Consider the following 19717-nt stretch of genomic DNA (forward strand, 5'->3'; position numbering starts at 1 on the left):
AGCCGAAGTCGGTGGTGTCGGTGTCGGCGTACACCCGAACGTGCACAGGCAGGTACTGCTCAACGGTGCACGACCGCGATGTCTCCTCCCGCTGCGGTGGTTACCGCAGCGCGCTCCGGTGGTCGGATCAACCGTCGGCTGGGACGGCCCGGAGGAGGAGTTCGGCCGCATCGGTGCGCAGATACATGACCGTGCGGCCGGTGCGGTGGCGCGCGAGCAGCCCGGCGCCACGGAGGGCGGTCAGGTGGTGGGAGACGTTCGGGGCGGACAGGCCCGTGCGCTCGGCGAGTTCGCCGATCGAGGCGGGGGCGTCCAGCTCGGCCAGCAGCCAGGCGCGGGTACGGCCGATCACCCGCGTCAGCCCTTCCGGCACCGCGCTGCCCGCCGTCTCCCACAGCGTCGCCACCCCGCGTGGCGGATACACCAGGCCCGGCTGCCACGGCGGGTTCTGCTGGGAGAACACGCCGGGCCAGGCGAACACCGTCGGTACCAGGACCAGGCCCCGCTCTCCGTCCAGCCGCCGGTGTGCGTCGACCATCCGGTAGCCGATCCGCAAGGTGTCCCGTTCCCATGTCACCTGCGGGTGCAGGTCGGCGAACAGCGCCGCCGGACCACCCACAGCCATCTGCCGGGCCCGGCGCAGGATCTCACCCTCGGCGAGCCGCTCGATCCGGTCCCAGTGCGGGGCGATCGCGGTATCCCAGTACACCCGGATCTCCGCCACCAGCCGGGCCAGACCGACCTCCGGATCCCGCGCCAACTCCGCTACCAACGGGGACAGTTCACCCCCGATCCGGGCGAGGTCGCGGCGCACCGCCGCAGGATCGGTGGCGGCCAGGTCGGCCAGTGCCTGTTCGATCGTCGGGCTGGACGCAGTCGGTACCGGAGTCAGGAAGTCCGGCACGTACACCGTCGGCAGCCGCACCAGCTGGGACAGCAGTTCCCAGCCCACCCCCGCCAGCTGCGCGCTGGCCTGCCGCACCCACGGCAGATGGACCGCGTGCCGGCTCGGGTCCTTGAGGACCTCGACGCTCGCCGTCACCTCGCACAGCGGCGAGCGGGCGAAGCGCGTCCGGGCGAGGTCTTGTGCGGAGAACTCCCAGGTGAGCACTGGCCCTCCGCGAGGATTCGATCAGGATGGAATATCTGGGCGGCAGTGATCATTCCAGAGAGCCTCGGTGCATGACCACCGCCACACCCCTGCCGCTGCGCGAGCGCCTCGGCCTGCCCGACACCGCCGGCCGCGCCCGTCTGATCGGCGCCCACCTCGTCGACAGCCTCGGCACGGGGTTGATCCTCGCCTTCGTCCTCGTCTACTTCACCCGCACCACCGACCTCCCTCTCACCACGGTCGGCGCCGCCGTCTCCACTGCCCGGCTGCTCGCCCTGCCCACCGCCCTCGCCATCGGCCCGTTGATCGACCGCCACGGCGCCCGCGTCGTGGCGGTCGGCGCCAACGCGTTGTCCGCGCTCGCCTACTGCGGGTTCCTGCTCACCCACCAGGCAGGGCAGATCGTCCTGGTCTGCCTGCTCGCCCAGATCGGCCACGTCGGCTACTGGACCGCCAGCACCGGCCTGGTGGTCCTCGCCTCCCCCGAGGGCGAGCGCACACGGTGGTTCGCGTTGGTGCAGACACTGCGCAACACCGGCATGGGCCTCGGCGGGGCGCTGGGAGCCGTCCTGATGACCGGTGGCGGTACCGGAGTGCTACGTCTGCTGGTGGTGCTCAATGCGGCCAGCTACCTGCTCGCGTCCATCCTGCTGGCCACGTGGCGGCCCGCCGCTGCACCCGCTCGGGAGGCCAGGACGGCCGAGCCGGGCGGCTACCGGGAGGTGCTGCGGGACCGGCGATACCTGCTGCTGGTGGCGGTCAACCTGAGCTTCGTCTTCGCGTCGATGATCCTCAGCATGCTGCTGGCCGTCTACGTCACCGTCGGCCTGCACCGCAACGCCTCGGTGGCCGGCGCTCTCCTCGTCCTCAACGGCGTGCAGGTCGTACTCACCCAGAGCGTCGTCGCCCGTCGCCTGGAGGGCCGGCCTCCCGCCCGGGTGGTCGCCGCCGGGGCACTGCTGAACGCGTTCGCCTTCGGCCTCTTCGCGCTGCTCGCAGCCGCCCCCGGCTGGGCCGTCCTGCCAGGCCTGTACACCGCGATGCTCGTGTACAACCTCGCCGAGACCGTCGCGACCCCCAGCCGAGAGGATCTCAGCGTCTCGCTCGCCGACCCGGCTCAGCGCGGCCGCTACCTGGCCGTCTACCAACTCTCGTGGAACGTCGGCCAGGCCGTCGCCCCCGGCCTGCTCACCCTGCTGCTCGACCGCGGCGCCGCCTGGCCCTGGCTCTTCCTGCTCGTCCTCAGTCTGGCCGCGGTGCCCGGCCTCCTACGGCTCGGCCAGCGCCCTGCCACCTCAAGCACCCGACATGTCTGACGAGCCCTCGGACAGCTGTGAGGTACGTACGAGAACAGGCTCTGTGTCTCATGCCTTCACCCGGACAACTGGTGGCTCCGGCGCTGTGACGTACGGCACGCTCTGCACGTTCGCCGGGTCTGTCGCAATCGGTGTGATCGGGCTCGCAGTAGTGGCAGCTTCTGTGATCATGTTCGGCGTGCGACTCCCGTGATCTTGAGTTGCATCTTCCTCATCCGGCGCGTCCGCCGGGCCCACGACACCAAGGCCCGCCAACTCGCGGACCGCCACGAAGATTCGCCAACTCCCTTGCCGGACACCGAGCGCGACGTCCGCGGGCGCGAGCGGCCGGATCGTGACCACGATGCGGGAACGATACGCCGGCGTGCACCAACTACTGGCCCGAGGGCGCTGAAGGGCATCAGCCGAGACCTGCGGCTCGACTATTACTCCGTGCGACGGTACGCCCGAGCCGGGAGCGTCGACGAAGTCCTGGTCAAGGTGGTCAACCGGTCCACCCTGTTGGACGACTTCAAGTCCTGCCTTCACCAGCGGTGGAACGAGGGCTGCCAGCTTCACCGGGAAGTGCAGGCCCTCGGCTAAGAGGGCAGCCGGGACGGCGTCGGCCGCTGCATCCGCCTGCTCAAGAGCTCTACCGGCGTGCCGCCAGCACCTCGCTCGGCCCCACGGCCCCGCCGAATCCTGAAGTGGATTACTACACGGCCTGAGCTCCTACGGCCCGACGAGGCCCTCGACCTCAAGGAGATCCATGCCGCTGCTCCCAGCTGGAGGCCGCCACCAGCCACGTTCGCGGTTTCGCCAATATGATGACCGACCTGCGCGGCCACGAACTGCCCGACTGGATCAGCGGTGTTCTGCGCGACGACCTGCCGGCCATCCGGGCGTTCGCCCTGGGGCTCCGGTACGACGAGAACGCCATCATCGCTGGATTGTCCCTGCCCCGGAGTTCTGGCCCGGCCGAAGGACAGGTAACGCGAGTGATTCTGTGGAATCAGCGATGTCAAGCCGTGTACCAGGGAACAGGGATGGCTCGGCGAGGTCGCCGCCGTCGAGACCACCATGGCCGCCGCCGCTCAGAAGCTGGATGCCATGCGTGAGCGTGCGACTCAGCCGTCCACGGTCCACCTCGGCATGCCCGACATCCGCCGCAACACCGGACGAAGCAGCGCCGATGCCGAGAGATCCTGCCCATCGGGTCCTAAGCTTCGCGGATGAGTTACGAAGAGCTGTGTTGGGAACCGATAGCGGCGCTTCCAGAAGGCGAGCCCGAGACGTCCTTCGGTGGGCGTTGGGAGGACCGGCTCTGGTTGAACGTTCCTGGCCCCTTCTATACCGGGATCGCCGATAACTGTTGGACGGGCCGGCTGCACGCACCACGTCATGTGCTCTACGGCGGCGAGTACTTCGGTGAATATGTGTATCGCCAGCCGGCGACCACGGCCGAGGTCCTGAACCTGGTGACAGCAGCCCAGGAAGATCCGTACCGCGGCTATGCCTGCGACGGCGACAGCCGATGGACACCCGAGGCCGTTCGGGACTGGTGGCGCGACCGTGGGCGCGTCACCGAGTACCTGGAGTCCCTCCTGCCCACATGGTCGTCCAGCGACAGGTCTGACGAGCGGGAAGCCGCGGAGGGGCTGAGGGACTTTGCCGCCTACATCACTGAAGGGCTCCGCGCGGACCTCCGGAAGTACCTCTTCCGGCTTCAAGAGGGCTGCTACCCAAAGAACTCCGGACCGCTGCCTGAGCTCCGATAACGACCTTGGGAGCGATTGAGTTCGGGGCGTGCTCACCTGGCGGGTCGGCTGGAGGGTGATCAGCAGGCGGTCTGCAGGGCGAGCACCAGTTCGGTGCTGGGTTTGCGGCGGGTCGCGCGCTGGGCGGAGCGGTCGGAGACCAGTCCGGTGATGGCGAGGTGGGTCTCGGCGTAGGTCTCGCGGCGTCCGGTGAACCTCTGGAGCGGCCGCCACTGCTTGTACTCGGCGTTGGTGTGTTCCACGCAGATCCGTGCCGAGGACTGGCGGCGCCTCCGTTCGCGCCAGGCGTGGTGCTCGCCCAGCGGGGCGTCGTCTTCGGCTTCTTCGGCGGGGCGCTGACCTGGTCGGGGAATTCGTTGGCCAGGCTCCGGTAGCCCTCGTCGACCTTCGCCCTCACGCCAGGGTGCTGTCGGAACTGCTCGGCGACGCCCTCGGAGCGTACGGCGGTCTGATCGTGCATGCGGCCGGGCCGGATCACCCCGCTGAACAGCGTTCGGCCCTGGTCGTCGCTGAACGTCGTCGTCTTGATCGTGTTCTGCTGCTTCTTGCCCGAGACGAAGGCCCTGCGGCCAGGACGGCCCGCCCGCGGGCGGCGAACCTGGACCTCGGTGCCGTCGATCCGCAACTCGACGCCTTCGGCGTCAGCGTAGGCGAACAGGTCCTCCAGAGTGCGGATCCGCAGCCCCGGGCGGTCAGGGACGGCGAAGCCGCGGAACGCCAGCAGCGGGCGGACCTCGCGGATCGCGCCGGAGACCGTGGATCGGTCCACTCCGTACAACTCGGCGAGTGCCGCGTGCGGCAGCCCGAGGCGCAAGTACACCAAGGTGACCAACAGCCGGTCCACGAACACTAGCCGCCGCCTCGGGCCGGCACCTGCCGCCCGCCGCCTGTCACCACCGCGCCGCTCACGCAGCGCCGACTCTCGCGAAGCCTCCCACCGCGGAGCGATTTCTTCGAGCAACTCGCCGAAGTGTGCGCGCGAGACCCCGGACAGGGCAGGATGGGAGCAGGCCGCACGGGCCCAGGCAAGCGTCACGACTCGCCCAACCCGCGCGGCCGCTATCACGTCACGCGCCAGCCGCTGCCAACCCCGACGACGTTGCTTCCTCTACGCCAATGCCAACGCTGCAGGCAGGACCGCTGCCAGAACGGCATCTGCTCACTGACGCCGACTACAGGCCTGGCCCGGGCATAACGGGGCATCACCCCTCGCTCGCCGGAACCCAGGCGGCCAGTTCGTTCCCGCCGGGCTCACGGAAGTGAAAGCGCCGCCCACCAGGAAAATCGAACGCCTCGACCGTGACCGTGCCGCCCGCCTCGATCACGGCCTGCCGTGTCGTATCGAGGTCGCCGACCTGGATCACAGCCAACGGCGCGGCCGGGGCCTCGGAACGGTCCTGCTGAAAGCCGAGGCTGACGCCGCTGCCGCAGTCCACGTCCAGGTACTCGGGACCATACGGTGTCGCGGCCCATCCGAAGACCGCTTGGAGGAACTGAGCCGACTGCACGGCCGAGGACGTCGGAAACTCGACCATCGTGAAGCTGTTCATGACGGACACCATAGTTCTGCGACCGCAGGCCGCCGTCACGCTGCGGACGAAGACCCCGCCGCTACCGGTCCCCAAGTCGTTACTGCCACCGCACCATGGCCGACGCCGTGCTCCACCTCGTCGACGGCGGCATCAAGTGGCGGGCGATGCCCGCCGGCCGACTCCCGCCACCCGCGGGCCGTCCACCGCTTCTTCCACCGCTCCGTGGCCCAGGGCCTGCTCACCGAGCTGCACGACCGGCCGTCGATCACCCCCGGATTGATAACGGCGTCCGAGAGGGCGTTGTGCGGGAGTCGGATGAGAAACGCGGTCGCCAGTTCAGCTGCAGATCATTCGTCTGTCGGGTCAGGCGTGTAGTCGTACTCGTCGACGTCTAGAGCCGCACCGGTGGCGTGGAGAAACGCCAGCACGTCGCGTCCCAGGTGCCACCCCAGCAGGCCTGGACCCTCGATGAGCTCTGGGGGTGCGCTGGCGAGGCGGTCCTGTCCGTCCTCATCGTTGAACATGCGCACAACTTCCAGAACAGCGCTGGAGCCGCCTTGACAGTCTTCGGCGTCGAGCTTCCGGGTCAGGGCAGCGATTGCATCGACGTACGGTTCGAGCCGCGCCACGACGCGGGCCACCTGTTCGTCGACGCTCAAGCCCGGCTCGCGGCATACGATCTTCCATCGGTGGAGGACCGGAACCACTTTGGGTTCGGTGAAGCGGCTGCCTCGAACCGCGATCTCGTCCGGTTCGATTCCCAGCACGGCTGTCATCTCCGCGGCGGACATGTTGAGGCTGGACAGCCCGAAATAGGCGTACTGACTGATGAACACGCGGGAAGGATAGGCGTCGCACCGGCCGGCGGCTCGGCAAAAAGTACGGGGCACTGGGCGATAGGCGGACTCCATACGACAGGTCGCTCGGGTACACAGGACGCTCACCCACATCCATCAGCACACCGCGCAGACGGCCCACCGTGAAGCACCGGAACCGGACAACCCGCCTTCAAGGACTACGAGGACCGCCCAAGACTCGCAGACCCGGCAGAACACCCTCTGAAAGGGTCGGCGATCGGCGGCCCGGGTCGGCAGGCGGCAAGCGCCACGGGCCCATCGGAATCCGCGCTCATCGGCCGCTGTTGCGAGGCCGAGCCGGTCAGCCCTCCTGCGCTCCGTGGCACAGTTCCCGCATCGTGTCAGGAAGACGGCCGACCCGGGCCTGCAGATCAACGCACAGCCGTGTCAGCCGGCCGGTGCGAAGGGCGTCCGGAAGGGCCTCGCCCTGACGGAACGGGGGAGTGACGCGCGAAGGCGCAGACGGCGGCGCAGTGGCGGGCGATGCCGGCGGATTTTCTATCAGTTACGTGGAATCACGCGCCGCAGGATGCGTCTCGTATCCTGCGGCGTCCCCATGGACTGAGGAGGCGTGTTGGGCAGCGCGGTGGTGTTGGAGGAGAAGTGGCCTGTCCTGGGCCGGCATGAGCGGGCGGCCGAGTGGCTGCGGGTGTGGACGGACCTTGGGCGGGCTCCGCGGACGATCGACGCGTACGCGCGGGGTCTGGCCGAGTACCTGCTGATCTGCGAGCGGGACGACGTCGATCCGATCACGGCGGGCCGACTGCACGTGGCCGCGTTCGTGAAGGACCTGTCCACGCGGCCGAGCCGCCGCGGAGCGAACGTGGTCGCGCTGGACTCCGGGGCGGGTCTGGCGAACGCAACCTTGCAGCAGCGGCTGGTGCCGGTCCGCCTGTTCTACGACTACCTGATCGAGGAAGGGCTGCGGGAGTCGAACCCGGTCGGCCGAGGCTGCTACACGCCGGGCCGGAAGTTCGGCAGCCACGAACGCGGCCTGGTGCCGCGCCTGGTGAAGCTGCCGTGGATCCCCAGCGAACAGCAGTGGCTCGACCTGCTGGACGTCGTGCGCGAGGAGCCGGCACGGAACCGGGTGATGCTCGCCCTGGCCTACGACGCCGCTCTGCGGCGCGAGGAACTGTGCTCCCTGCGGACCGACGACGTCGATCCAGCCCACCGAACGCTTCGGATCAGGGCGGAGACGACGAAGACCCGCCGCGAGCGCGTGGTCCCGTACTCCGCGCCGACGGGCGTGCTGCTGTCTGGCTACCTCGCGCACAGAGCGACGATCAGTCGGGCCCGCGGCCCGCTGTTCCTGTCGGAGTCGCACCGCAACCACGGTCAGCCGCTGAGCCTGTGGACCTGGTCGAAGGTGGTCCGCCGCGTCGCCTTGGCCGCCGATCTGCCGCGCTTCTCGACCCACACCACCCGCCACCTCTGCCTGACCGACCTGGCCAGGATGGGCTGGGAACTGCACGCCATCGCGACCTTCGCCGGACACCGCCACACCGAGTCGACCATGACCTACATCCACCTGTCCGGACGGGACCTCGCGGAGAAGCTGAACCGCGGCATGCACCAGATCCACTCCTGGCGCATCGACATGCTCACCCGCGCCGGCCATCCGGGCGGGGCGAACCGTTGACGGCGACGACTCCAGCGACGTCCGAGGACAGCGCGGACGCCGCGGACTGGATATGGCCGCTCGACCTCGCCCGCTACGACCGGCGAGCCCTGCTGACCCACGCCGAGTCGAAGGCGCTCGGCGCCCTGGGGATCGAGCAGGTCAGACGCCTGGGACTGACGCCGGCGGTGGCCCCGAGGCGGCTGGTCGAGCCGCTGGCCCACGCCCGGGACTGCCTCCGCTGGGCTCCAGGCACCGGCCACCAGCGACGGTTCGCCCGCGACGCGGCCGGCCTTGTCCTGGTCCGCTGCGGTGAACTCGGCCGCAGCTACTGGGGCTGGTCCGACCAGGACTGGGCCGACCTGATCGACCGGTCGGGGGCCGACTTCCGGCGCCGGTGGGGCGGTCAGATCGGCCCGAACGCCCGCCCGTTCGTGATCGCCTACGCCTACCTCCTCGGCGGCTTCACCGCGTTCGAGCAGGTCGGACGCTTCCAGCGGCCCACTCTCGCCCACCGGGTCTTCGGCGAGAGCGCGGTCGACGCCGCAGTCGGCAAGGTCCTCGCGGTCCTCGGCGACTGGGGCTACCAGCGCCGTCCCAGCCGGCTCACCTCGGCGGTCTGCCAGATCCTGCTGCTGAACCGCAGTACCCGGCTGGAGGACCTGTCCACTCCAGCCCTGGACGCGATTCGCGCGTCGGCGGCCATGCAGGAGAGCGAGTGGGCCAGCGACCTCCACGGGATCCACCGCGCCGTTGCCGCTCTCGGCCACGCCGATCCGCCGCCGCGTCCCCGGCACAGCCCCGGGCCCACGGCGATCGAGGGCACAGCGGGCAACTGGGCAAACTGGGTCGAGCGCTGGCACGCGACCTCGACGCTGACGCCGGGCGTCCGCAGCAGTTACCGCAGTGTCCTCGCGAAGATCGGACGCTGGCTGGCCGCCGAACACCCCGAGGTCACCGGGCCGGAGCTCTGGACCCGCCAGACCTGCGCGTCCTGGGTCGCCGCGGTCGACCGCATGACGGTCGGCGACTACTCCCAGTGGACGGCGGGCATGCAGTCGCAAGGCCGCATCGGCAAGCCGCTCACCCCGCAGGCGAAGTCCGGCTACCTGAAAGTGCCCCGCGCATTCTTCCGTGACCTGCACGAATGGGAGTGGGTCCCGCAACGGTTCAACCCTGCCCACGCGCTGAGGACGCCCCGAAGCGTCCAGGCCCTCATGGGTCCCGACCCGCGCGTGATCGCCGACGACATCTGGGCCAAGCTGTTGTGGGCCGGGCTGAACGTCGAGTCCGGCGACCTGCCGACCGCGGACGGCCGCACCTACCCGACCGAGCTGATCCGGGCCATCACTTTGACCTGGCTGTTCGCCGGACAGCGCAGCGACGAAGTCGCCCGGCTCCGGGTCGGCTGCATCCGCTGGCAGCACGACGGCATGCCCATCCCCGGCGACTCCGGCGAAGTCCTGGCCCGGGACGCGGTCTGCCTGCTCGACGTCCCCACCCACAAGACCGGCACCGCGTTCACCAAGCCAGTCGACCCGCTGCTGGGGCAGGCGATCGAGGCTTGGCAGGCGGTCCGCCCCGACCAGCCCGCCTTCCTCGACCCGAAGACCAACGAACGCGTGGACTTCCTGTTCGCCTTCCGCGCCCGCCGCGTCTCCAAGCACTACATCAACGGCACGATCATCCCGATGCTCTGCCGCAAGGCTGGCGTGCCCACCGCCGACGTCCGCGGCAACATCACCAGCCACCGGGCCCGCTCCACCATCGCCAGCCAGCTCTACAACGCCAAAGAGCCCATGACCCTGTTCGAGCTCCAGGAATGGCTCGGGCACCGGACTCCCGAAGCCACCGCCCACTACGCGAAGATCACCCCGAACACGCTCGCCCGGGCTTACAAGGACGCCGGCTACTTCGCTCGCAACGTCCGCACCGTCGAAGTCCTTGTCGACCGAGACGCCGTTGCGTCCGGCGCCGCCGCAAACGGCGACCCCTGGCAGTACTACGACCTCGGCCACGGCTGGTGCACCTACACGTTCTTCGAGCAGTGCCAACACCGGATGGCCTGCGCACGCTGCGACTTCTACACCCCGAAGGCCTCCAGCAAGGGCCAACTCCTGGAGGCGAAGGAGAATTTGCAGAAGATGCTCGCCGCCATCCCCCTGACCGACGACGAACGCGCTGCCGTCGACGACGGCCAGGCCGCACTCGACCAGCTACTGGAGCGACTCACCGACGTCCCCACACCAGCCGGACCGACACCACGTCAGATCGGTGCCCCGGCCACCGCGACCCTCCTGCCGATCGTCGACGTGACGACCAGACCGCGACAGTGCAGTCCGGGAAGTCCGTGACCATGCAGGCATCTGTGAGTCGCCTCAACCCGATACCGTGAGAACCTACGAATCCGTACCCGTCATGAAAAAAGAAGTGCAGGATGCACATCCTGGATGACCCAGCTGGTCTTTCCGCTCGCGCCATCAGTCTGCTCGAACGAACCGGCCGACGCGATAGCCCCCAGGAACCCCGCCTCTCCACAGAGTTCCTGCGGCTCCGGGACGGCCTTGGCCAGCTGACTCCCACACCGACCATGCTCGTCGTCCGCCGGGAGGGATTCGAGCAGAGGTACGGCGGGCTCCGCTACCAGGTGCGAAGCAGCTACACCGTCCAAGGCGAACGCCACGACAGGCTCCGCGACTGGCACTACGACCTGGGCCAGGGCGTCTGGGCTGGCCCAGTCCACGGGTGGTACTTCGATTGGTTCGGAGAACGTGTCTCCTCCCCAGTGCGCTACCTGGTGCACACGGACGGACGAGTCGGCGTGGACGATGGCGGCGGCACGTTCCTCGAAATCGCCCCGTCCCTCCCGGCACTCATTGAATCCCACGCCCTCACCGACATGGTCTCGACCTGGGACCGCACCACTGCCAAGGTCGACAGCCGAGCACTCGCTGAGCGACTCGACGGCCTCACCGACGTCCCCGAAGCCTCAGGTCGCACCATCCGGTGGCGGCTGTCCGACAACGTCGCAGTCCAGGAGTTCAGAAACTGGAGCAGCGAAGAACCGCGCCGTTGGCGTGCGTTCATCTGGAGCCGAGGCCACGCTGGCCGGCGCCAAGTGGAAGAAGCCGCTGCCCGAGCAGCGGTGATGCAGCAGACGACAACGGGCATCGGATGAGGACCACCCCTTGACAAAGCTGATTCCACAGAACGCCGTGGGACCGGGTCTTCGCGTTCTTCCGCCGCTGGCGCGACCTCGGCCTGGTCAAGGAGTTCCACGATCGGCTGCGTGCCGGGGTCCGCACCCCGGGCGGGCCGGGACACCGAGGCGGGCGCGGGCGTGATCGACTCGCAATCGGTCAAGGCGGACGCCGTCGTCGGCGCCGACAGCCGCGGCTTCGACGGCGGCAAGCTGATCAACGGGCGCAAGCGCCACGTCGTCGTCGACACGCTCGGCCTGCTGCTGGCGGTGACGGTCACCGCCGCGGACGTCGGCGACCGCGCCGCCGCCGAGGTGTTGCTCGCCCAAGTGGCCGACGCGCACCACCTGCTGGAACTGGTCTGGGCCGACGGCGGCTACACCGGCGGCCTCATCAACCACTGCTTCACCGCCCTGGCGCTGGTGCTGGCGATCGTCAAGCGCAGTGACGGCCAGAAGGGGTTCGTCGTGCTGCCGAAGAGGTGGATCGTCGAGCGCTTCTTCGCTCACCTGATGCGCACCCGCCGTCTGGTGCGCGACTTCGAGCGCCGCACCAGCAGCGCCGAGGCGGTGATCTACTGGTCGATGAACCTGCTCATGACCCGCCGCCTGGCCCGGCCACACCCTTCGCGAGCGTGAACCGGCCCGGTGCGGCCTCGGCCAGCCAGCCACGGGCCACCAGGCGCTTCGCCTTCGAGCGCAGTGCCTCCACCTTGGCCGGCGCCACCTCCAGACCGAAGGCCGCGGCCAATTCCTGGCAGGTCAGCGCCCCCTGGCCAAGCCGGTCCCGGTCCACGAGAGCCTGCACGATGCGCTGGTAGTCCACCGACAGCGCCGACCAGGCCAGTCCCGCCCGCCACATCGGCACCACCGATTTCGGCTGGCCGCTTCCGCGGGCCCGGACCGAATCGGATGTTCACCAGGATCCCGCTGGTCCTCGGAGGCGTCGGGGCCAACGACGCCGTCGTCGGCAGGGGCCAGCACCTCACCGACGCGTGATCGGGCGATGACCCACTCGTTCCAGTCCCGCTCGGCCACGGCCAGCTCGGCCTGGATCCGGTCGGCCTCCTCCCGCAGTTCGTCCACACGACGGCGAGCGGCCCGCTCGCGCTCTTCCAGCAGCCCCACGACCGACGGCATCCCCGACCTCCACCGGAGCAACGACACGACGGGGCACTACTCCCACGGGACCGCCGACCCTATACGTGACCAGCAGAAACGCAGTCCTCAGGCCTGGAAAGACAACAGCTTCTGACCTTCCCACTGAGGGCAACGTCCTGGCCAGCCTGCGCGAGGTCGCGACTGAGGCGGGCAAGGACTTCATTCTGATCTTCACGCCAGAGGATGAGCCCTTCGACCCGCTGATCACGGGCTGAGCGGCATGTCCGCCATCGACCAGTCCGGCGCTACTGGTCGTAGACGACATTGAAGTTATGGGCAACCGAGCTGTATCTGGCCAACTGGCGGCGGAGCTCGGCTGCCGCAGACGGTACACGAAGCTCCAGCTCGGCCCAGTGGACGAAGCGAAGATCGTCGGGCATCTCGACCAGGCCGGTGATCGCATCCCAGAACGCATCCCAGTTCATGCCGTAGAAGGCAGGGAAGTCGAGCTCTCGCTTGAGGACGGCGTGGAGAGCCCGCTCACTGTGCACGGGGGCGACGTCGATCACCACGCGTCGACCCACAGCTGACTCGGGCTCCTTGGTGATCCCCCAGAAAGAGGGAAGCCACCAGCACAGGGCCGACCGGTCATCGGGCCAAGGCCGGTGCCTTTCGCTCTCCCAGTCCTCGAAGAAGTCCGTGGCCAGGTCGATCGGGCGCCAGCCGGCATCAGACGGCTCGTCAGCTGTCGGTGGCCGCACGAACAGCCTGCCCCGCTGATCACAGGCACCGAATTCCTGGAAATTCTGCTGAGCCTCGACCAGCGATACTCGGTTGGCGCCGCCCGGCATGAACGGCCACCGGAACTGCAGCGCGTCGTCCTCCCAGAAGCAGATCGGGCAGATGACGTGAGAACCGGGCCACCCGTCCTGGACGTCGAAGACGAGATGACCACAGCAGGGGCACGGCCGACGGGTATCCACCGAGGCAGTCTGGCCTGGCGCCCCGACCAAATGCGACTCGGTTTCCAGGAAATGATCACTCGCCACTCGTAAAGCGATCTCCGGACGGTACCTCCCAGCCGCGATCAGCTCTACTCGTGACCATCCCGCCCTTGTTCCTCGGCGCGTGCCGCGAGGTACTCGGCCCAGTCGCGTCGGACGTAGGTGACCCAGCGGATGGCAGTGTGACGGTGCATGCCGGTCAGGTCGGCGAGGATGGGGCTGGGGAGGCCGGCGGCGGGTACGCCCGGCGGCTGGCCACCATGGTTCGCGAGCGCCGCAGCGAGCACCTGGACCTCGATGTCTGGCTCGCCGATGTCCGTCTCGATGGACAACGAGGACTCCGCTCGCTGGCCGGCGGGATCCGGCGTGACCGCGCGGCTGTCCTCGCCGCCCTGACCACCACCCTCACCTCGGGCGCTGTCGAAGGCAACGTGACCAGGATCAAACTGCTGAAGAGACAGATGTACGGCCGGGCCAACTTCGACCTCCTGCGACGCCGCATCCTCCTGTCACCGTGATCAACAAGAAGGAACCCCTCAATCAGCGACAGAGCCCGGAAAGTGATCCAGAACCTCGTTTCACCCGTTGCCGACACAGGAAGTCGACCCGGCCGACTTCCTGTGCAGCGAAGCGGTGCCCACGGCGGGTGGCGAGGTGGTGCGGCGGGGCCCAGGGGCGACCGCGGTGGGGGCCGCGGCAGGGAAGTGGAGCTGCGCGGGAAGCCGGGGGCCGGCTTCCCGCGCAGCGGGGGTGGAGGGTGGGGGAGGGGTCAGCGGGTGGCGAGGTGGTCGGGGGCCGGGGTGGGCGGGGGGACCGGGCGGGCGGCGGTGGGGGTGGTGCGGGGCGGGGTGGGGCGCAGGGGCCACCAGAGGGTGCGGCCGAGGAGGGCGGCCACGGCGGGGACGACGGCGAGGGAGAGGACGAGGGCGGAGAGGAGGATGCCGACCGTCAGGGAGAAGGCCATCTGCTCGCTGCCCGGGGTAGCGACCAGCGTCGCGAAGGAGCCCGCGAGGATCACGCCCGCCGCGGCGACGGCGGGGGCGGTGTGGCGGACGGCGCGGGCCACGGCCGCGCGGGCGGGGCCGGGGTGGGCCATCTCCTCGCGGAGGCGGTCGGTGATGAGGATGTTGTAGTCGGTGCCCAGCGCGACGACGAACAGGAACAGCACCAGCGGCAGCGTGAAGTTGACGCCCGGTCGGTCCAGCCCGTGCTGGAAGAGCAGGGTGGCGGCGCCGAGGGTGGCGGCGAAGCCGAGGCCGACGGCGAGCATCAGCACGACGGGGGCGAGCAGGCTGCGCAGGAGCAGCAGCAGGATCAGCGCGATCAGCCCGGCCGCGACCGGGAAGACCGCGGCGAGGTCGTGGTCCACCGCGTCGGCGACGTCCGCGAAGATCGCCGCCGTGCCGCCGACGTGGCCGACCGTCCCCACGGGGGCGTGGGCGGCGACGGCGGCGCGGACCGGTCCCGAGGCCAGGGCGCGGGCGCGGTCGCTCTGCGAGTCGACGTTCAGGGAGACGTCGATCCGCGCGGCCCGGTGGTCGCCGCTGAGGACGGCCGGTGCGACCTGCCCGACGCCCTCGACGCCGCTCAGGGCCTTGGCGAGGCCGTCGAACCGTCCGGCGTCGAGGGCGGAGCCGTCCTTGGCGACGAGGTAGACGGTCGTCGGGTCGGAGACGCCGGCCGGCAGGGCGCGGGCGATCTCGGCGGCGGTGGCGGCGGCCGGGGTCGAGGAGTCCTCGCCGGGGCTGTAGTCCATCCGGAGGCCGATCATTCCGGCGGCCAAGGTGCCGAGCAGCGCGACCGAGGCGGCCAGCACCGCCAGCGGACGGCGGGCGACCAGCCGCCCGTACTGCGCGGCGAAGCCCTCGCGGGGCCGGCTGCGCAGGGTGCGGGAGGGCCAGAACATCTTGCGGCCGCAGGCGGCGAGCAGGGCGGGCATCAGGGTGAGGCTGCCCAGCAGCATGACGAGGACGGCGAGGGCGATCGCCGGGCCGAGTGCGCGGAACTGGCCGAAGCTGGCCACGCCCAGGGTGGCGAAGGCGGCGACGATGGTCAGCGCGGCCGAGGTGATCGCGGTGCCGACCCGGCCGGACACCTCGGCGGCGGCCTCCCGGGCTGCCTGGTCGGGCCGGGCACGCAGGTGCTCGCGGAAGCGGAAGAGCAGGAACAGCAGGTAGTCGACGCCGATGCCGAGCAGGACGACGCTGATCAGGCTCGGGGTGTTGGCGTCGAGCTTGAGGCCGGTGAGCTCGGCCGCGCCGGCGACCACCCCGGAGGCCGCCGCCCCGATGAAGGTGACCGCGAGCAGCGGCAGCACGGCCGCGAGCACGCTGCGGAACACCAGCACGTTGAGCAGCACGATCAGGCCCATGATGAGCGCGCCGCCGATCGTCATGGCGGTCTTGTTGGCTTCGAGGGTGTCGGAGAGCTGGGCCAGGGAGCCGGTGAAGCCGGTGCGCATCCCCATCTCGGCGAACTCGGTGCGGGCGCCGTCGCGGAAGTTCCGGTAGACGCCCTGGACGCCCTCCTCGGAGGGGTTGCCGGTCAGTTCGACGGTGAGCAGTGCGAAGCTGCGGTCGGGCGCGGTGGCCGCGGGCGCGATCCGGGGCGTCTGGGAGTGGTCCTTGACGAGGAAGTCGGGCTCGTCCTCCTTCCGGGGCATCTGGACGCGGCGCTTGGCCAGCTTGGCCGCACCGTCCTCGATCTTCTTCTGGTCGGCGGCGCCGAGCTTGGCGCCGTCCGTGCGGGCCACCAGCACGGTGACGGTCACGGCGTCCGGGCGCGCTCCGAAGTTGTCCTCGGCGATGCGCAGCGCGGCGGCCGAGTCGTAGGTCTTCGGCAGGAAGTCCCCGGTCTGGGACTGCGTGACCCGGGGCATCAGCACCGGGCCCAGGAGGCCCAGCCCCACGGCCAGGACGCCCCACAGGGCGATGACCTTCCACGCGTGTCTCGTGGCGAATCCCGTCAGTGCGCGGATCACGTGTTCCTCCGGCTCGTCGACGCGTACGTCGGCTTCGGCGCCGGGGTTTCCCGGGCCTTCTCCAGACCATCAGTCGGAACGGCGTTGGGCGTCCGAGCCAGGGACGATCCGCGCCGGGGGCCGTACTCCTCCGCCGGAGCCGCGACCGGGACCGTGGTCCTGGGTCCGCCCGTGCGGCCTCGGCCGGGGGGACGAGCCCGGGGCCTGTCGGCCGGTGCCAGAATGGGCAGGTCAGCGCGGGTCGGCCGGAAGGGAAGTGATGGACGCACGTGTGCGCCGGGCGTGGGGGCCGTTGCCCTGGAGCCAGGCCGAGGCCCTGGTGGTCGTGGTCGCCACGACGCTCGACCTGCTCGGGCACCTGGTCATCGGCCAGGTGGCCGAGGGCCACAGTGTGGCCGTGCCGGGCTTCGTGCTCGTCGCCCTGTCCGGTCTGCCGCTGCTGGCCCGGCAGCGCCGCCCGCTGGAGATGCTCGCAGTCGTGCTGGTGGTCCAGGCGGCGATCGACCAGTTCGTCCCCACGAGCACGCACTTCGGCGCGGTGCTCACCGTCGCCCTGTACTCGGTCGGCCGCTGGCGGACGGTGCGGGACACGGTGGCGGCCTCGGCCGCGACGACGGTGGTCGCGTCGCTGAGCCAGAGCCACTTCCACCTGCCGTCGTGGTCGGCGGCGCTCGCCACGGTCGCCTCGGCGGCCCTGGTCGGCGGAACGGGCCTGGCCGTCGCGCGCTGGCAGCGCGAGCTGGCGGCCAACCGCCGACTGCTGGCCGACCGCGCGGTGGCCGAGGAACGGCGGCGCATCGCACGGGAGTTGCACGACATCGTGGCCCACCACATCACCACCATGCAGCTGATGGCCGGCGGCGCCCGGGCGAACCTGGGCAGGCCGGAGGTCGTCCGGGACTCGCTGGTGACCCTGGAGTCCTCGGGCCGGCTGGCACTGCGTGAGATGCGCCAGTTGCTGACCGTCCTGCGGGCCGGCGACGACGAGCCGCAGGACGCGCCGCCCGCGCCGCAGCCCGGGGCCGAGGACGTCCAGCGGCTGGTGGACGAGTCCTGCCTGGTCGGGCTGCCCACCGAGCTGAGCGTCGACGGCGACCGGCGGCCGCTGCCGCCGACCGTCGGACTGACGGTGTTCCGGATCGTCCAGGAGGGCCTCACCAACGCCCGCAAGCACGCGGGCTCCGCCCGGGCCACCGTCCACCTGGCGTACCACCCGGACCGGATCACCGTGGAAGTCCACGACGACGGCGGGGGCTCGCCCGCACCCGAGCACACCGGCCGGGCCGGGTACGGCCTGGTGGGCATGCGCGAGCGCGTCGCCCTGCACGGCGGCACCCTGGAAGCGGGCCCCCGGGCGGGCGGCGGATTCGCCGTGCTGGCCGAACTGCCCCTCACCGCCGCCGAGTCCGCCGAGGCGGCCGTCCAGACCGGGCAGACCGTCCAGACCGGGCAGGCGGCCCGGTGAGCGCCGACCGCACGGCCCCCCGTGCCCTGCCCTCCGACGCCACGGCCCCCGGCGCCCCGACCCCCGACGCCCCGATCAAGGTGCTCATCGCGGACGACCAGCCGCTCGTGCGACGCGGCCTGTCGCTGATCCTCTCCCCCGACCCGGCCTTCGAGGTGGTCGGCGAGGCGGAGAACGGGGAACGGGCCGTCGCCGCCGCCCTGCGGCTGCACCCCGACGTGGTCGTGATGGACATCCGGATGCCCGTCCTGGACGGCGTCGGCGCGACGGCCGAACTGGCCCGCGCCCTGCCGGACTGCCGAGTGCTGGCGCTCAGCACCTTCGACATGGACGAGTACGTGGTGTCCGCGCTGCGCGCCGGAGCCCACGGGTTCCTGCCCAAGGACGTCTCCCCGGAGGAGCTGGCCACGGCGATCCGCACCGTCCACTCCGGCGAGGCGGCCGTCGCCCCGCGCCTGCTCACCCGGCTGATCTCCACCTACGTCAGGACGCCCGCCCCGGCCCCGGAGCCGCCGGCAGTCGCCCTCCGCGCGGAGCTGACGCCCCGGGAGGTGGAGGTGTGGCGGCTGATGGCCACCGGTCTCGACAACGAGGGGATCGCGGAGGCCATGCAGATCAGCCGCTCGACGGTGAAGAACCACATCACGGGCCTCTTCGGCAAGCTCGACGTCCGCGACCGCGCCCAAGCCGTCATCGCCGCCTACGAGACGGGCCTGGTCGCCCCCCGTTCGTCCTAGGGAGCGTAGTTGGTCGTGATCAAGGTGTGGTCTTGGCGAGGTCCTTGACCCAGATCATCGAGGCGCGGGGGCGGAGGCCGGCGAGGTAGCTCTCGGGTTTCCTGTCCAACCGGGTGTCGATGCCCCGCCAGGCCTTCAGCCTGTTGATCAGGCGCTCGACGGCGTTGCGCTCCTTGTAGAGCTCGACGTCGTGGCAGCCGGGCCGACCACCCCTGCTGCCCTTCTTCTTTGATTGGCAGCCTGGTCCCGCCTCTCCGGGATGACGGCCTCAGTGCAGCGGTTGGCTTTGTTCGCGAGTTGCGACAGCGGCTGTACGCGACCTTGAACAGCACCATGAACCGGTCGTGTTCGATGTTCACGAGAAGCGACAGCACCGCCTGATGCGGCACCGGGGTCCGCTCAGCGTTGGTTGCCTACCGGCCGGGCTCCGGTGGTCAGCCCGGGGGTGACCAGGGCGAGCCAACGGGCCCGGGCCGCGGGCGGTTGGTCGGTGGGAGCGGTGGAGAACAGCAGGTAGATGTCACTGACGGTGACGTCGGGGTGGATGTCGCCGTCGGCCTGGCCAGCCCGGATGAGTGCGGCGACGGCGCTGCTGCCGCGGTCCTCGTCGGCGTGGTCGCCCGGCTCCGCGCCCAGCGTCTGGGCGGCCGCCTTCACGGCGCGGTCGGTGACGGACTGCTCGATGACGCGGCCGAGGAAGGCGGTTAGCTCGTCCGCGGCCCGGGCTCCGGCGGTGACGCGGGCGAGGACGGCTTCGGCGTCGTCGGCGACGCGGGCGACGCACTCGGCGACGACGGCGGCGACCAGGTCCGTCTTGGTGGGGAAGTGCCGGTACAGGGTGCCCACGGCCACGCCCGCAGCGGCTGCTATCTCGTCCATGCCGACCTCGGGGCCGTGCTGGGTGATCTGCTCACCGGCGGCGGTGAGGATCTTCCGTCGGTTGCGCACCGCGTCGGCGCGCGGCGCCCTGGCCTGGGTCACGGGACTCGCCTGCCCTTTCACTTGCATCAAGATGAACCAAGGTTCAGGATAGATGG

The 19717-nt window shown here is 70.4% G+C and carries 18 protein-coding genes and 2 pseudogenes; 11 read left to right on the forward strand and 9 right to left on the reverse strand.

Going from position 1 to position 19717, the window contains the following annotated elements:
- Window positions 1-127 precede the first annotated feature (127 nt).
- Window positions 128-1111, reverse strand: coding sequence for a DUF5937 family protein (locus tag AB2U05_RS34225; RefSeq protein ID WP_369185384.1), 984 nt, complete (start codon window positions 1109-1111; stop codon window positions 128-130).
- A gap of 71 nt (window positions 1112-1182) precedes the next feature.
- Between AB2U05_RS34225 and AB2U05_RS34230 the strand changes: the two genes are divergently transcribed.
- The 3 genes from AB2U05_RS34230 (at window position 1183) to AB2U05_RS34240 (ending at window position 4184) form a co-directional block, all read left to right on the forward strand.
- On the forward strand, window positions 1183-2427 hold the full coding sequence (locus tag AB2U05_RS34230; protein ID WP_052707299.1) for an MFS transporter: 1245 nt from the start codon (window positions 1183-1185) through the stop codon (window positions 2425-2427).
- Window positions 2428-2859: 432 nt separating this feature from the next.
- Entirely contained in the window at window positions 2860-3009 is a 150-nt protein-coding gene (locus AB2U05_RS34235) for a hypothetical protein (protein WP_157882052.1), read from the forward strand.
- A gap of 629 nt (window positions 3010-3638) precedes the next feature.
- Window positions 3639-4184: a hypothetical protein gene (locus tag AB2U05_RS34240; protein ID WP_369185385.1), complete on the forward strand. Its 546-nt coding sequence runs from the start codon at window positions 3639-3641 to the stop codon at window positions 4182-4184.
- Between the two features lie 59 nt (window positions 4185-4243).
- Here the strand turns inward: AB2U05_RS34240 and AB2U05_RS34245 are convergent.
- The 3 genes and pseudogenes from AB2U05_RS34245 to AB2U05_RS34255 form a co-directional block, all read right to left on the reverse strand.
- A pseudogene (locus AB2U05_RS34245) lies at window positions 4244-5220 on the reverse strand (transposase family protein).
- 166 nt (window positions 5221-5386) lie between these two features.
- Window positions 5387-5734: a VOC family protein gene (locus tag AB2U05_RS34250; protein WP_045695196.1), complete on the reverse strand. Its 348-nt coding sequence runs from the start codon at window positions 5732-5734 to the stop codon at window positions 5387-5389.
- 329 nt (window positions 5735-6063) lie between these two features.
- Window positions 6064-6552: a DUF4279 domain-containing protein gene (locus tag AB2U05_RS34255; RefSeq protein ID WP_045695052.1), complete on the reverse strand. Its 489-nt coding sequence runs from the start codon at window positions 6550-6552 to the stop codon at window positions 6064-6066.
- Window positions 6553-7147: 595 nt separating this feature from the next.
- Here AB2U05_RS34255 and AB2U05_RS34260 point away from each other — a divergent pair.
- From AB2U05_RS34260 to AB2U05_RS34275, 4 genes are all read left to right on the forward strand, one after another.
- Entirely contained in the window at window positions 7148-8215 is a 1068-nt protein-coding gene (locus tag AB2U05_RS34260; protein ID WP_369185386.1) for a tyrosine-type recombinase/integrase, read from the forward strand.
- On the forward strand, window positions 8212-10548 hold the full coding sequence (locus tag AB2U05_RS34265; protein ID WP_369185387.1) for a tyrosine-type recombinase/integrase: 2337 nt from the start codon (window positions 8212-8214) through the stop codon (window positions 10546-10548). The genes AB2U05_RS34260 and AB2U05_RS34265 overlap by 4 nt, the downstream gene beginning before the upstream one ends.
- Window positions 10549-10631: 83 nt before the next feature.
- Window positions 10632-11372 carry a hypothetical protein gene (locus tag AB2U05_RS34270; RefSeq protein WP_369185388.1) on the forward strand — a complete coding sequence of 247 codons (741 nt, stop codon included), beginning with the start codon at window positions 10632-10634 and terminating at the stop codon, window positions 11370-11372.
- 111 nt (window positions 11373-11483) lie between these two features.
- Window positions 11484-12032, forward strand: coding sequence for a transposase (locus AB2U05_RS34275; RefSeq protein ID WP_157882053.1), 549 nt, complete (start codon window positions 11484-11486; stop codon window positions 12030-12032).
- Here the strand turns inward: AB2U05_RS34275 and AB2U05_RS34280 are convergent.
- On the reverse strand, window positions 11989-12264 hold the full coding sequence (locus AB2U05_RS34280; protein ID WP_369185389.1) for a hypothetical protein: 276 nt from the start codon (window positions 12262-12264) through the stop codon (window positions 11989-11991). The two genes, AB2U05_RS34275 and AB2U05_RS34280, sit on opposite strands and share 44 nt — an antisense overlap.
- A gap of 334 nt (window positions 12265-12598) precedes the next feature.
- Between AB2U05_RS34280 and AB2U05_RS34285 the strand changes: the two genes are divergently transcribed.
- Window positions 12599-12769: a hypothetical protein gene (locus AB2U05_RS34285; RefSeq protein ID WP_157882054.1), complete on the forward strand. Its 171-nt coding sequence runs from the start codon at window positions 12599-12601 to the stop codon at window positions 12767-12769.
- A gap of 30 nt (window positions 12770-12799) precedes the next feature.
- On the opposite strand, the gene AB2U05_RS34290 is transcribed toward AB2U05_RS34285, so the two are convergent.
- Window positions 12800-13477, reverse strand: a complete 678-nt coding sequence (locus AB2U05_RS34290; RefSeq protein ID WP_244178726.1) for a CPCC family cysteine-rich protein — start codon at window positions 13475-13477, stop codon at window positions 12800-12802.
- A 281-nt stretch (window positions 13478-13758) separates the two neighbouring features.
- Between AB2U05_RS34290 and AB2U05_RS34295 the strand changes: the two genes are divergently transcribed.
- Window positions 13759-14016, forward strand: a complete 258-nt coding sequence (locus AB2U05_RS34295) for a transposase (RefSeq protein ID WP_369186043.1) — start codon at window positions 13759-13761, stop codon at window positions 14014-14016.
- Window positions 14017-14267: 251 nt separating this feature from the next.
- On the opposite strand, the gene AB2U05_RS34300 is transcribed toward AB2U05_RS34295, so the two are convergent.
- The gene (locus tag AB2U05_RS34300; protein ID WP_369185390.1) at window positions 14268-16478 is read right to left on the reverse strand and encodes an MMPL family transporter; all 2211 of its coding nucleotides are present in this window, start codon (window positions 16476-16478) and stop codon (window positions 14268-14270) included.
- A gap of 259 nt (window positions 16479-16737) precedes the next feature.
- On the opposite strand from AB2U05_RS34300, the gene AB2U05_RS34305 reads away from it, so the two are divergent.
- Window positions 16738-17943, forward strand: coding sequence for a sensor histidine kinase (locus AB2U05_RS34305; RefSeq protein WP_369185391.1), 1206 nt, complete (start codon window positions 16738-16740; stop codon window positions 17941-17943).
- A gap of 26 nt (window positions 17944-17969) precedes the next feature.
- Window positions 17970-18680 (forward strand): response regulator, encoded by a 711-nt coding sequence (locus tag AB2U05_RS34310; protein ID WP_369186044.1) that lies wholly within the window; start codon window positions 17970-17972, stop codon window positions 18678-18680.
- A gap of 19 nt (window positions 18681-18699) precedes the next feature.
- On the opposite strand, the pseudogene AB2U05_RS34315 reads toward AB2U05_RS34310, so the two are convergent.
- Together AB2U05_RS34315 and AB2U05_RS34320 are read right to left on the reverse strand one after the other, a co-directional pair.
- A pseudogene (locus AB2U05_RS34315) lies at window positions 18700-18950 on the reverse strand (IS5/IS1182 family transposase); the annotation flags it as partial.
- Between the two features lie 129 nt (window positions 18951-19079).
- Window positions 19080-19661, reverse strand: coding sequence for a TetR/AcrR family transcriptional regulator (locus AB2U05_RS34320; protein ID WP_369185392.1), 582 nt, complete (start codon window positions 19659-19661; stop codon window positions 19080-19082).
- Window positions 19662-19717: the final 56 nt, after the last annotated feature.

It is taken from the genome of Streptomyces sp. Y1, assembly GCF_041053115.1.
GTDB classification, from domain to species: domain Bacteria; phylum Actinomycetota; class Actinomycetes; order Streptomycetales; family Streptomycetaceae; genus Kitasatospora; species Kitasatospora rubellomurina.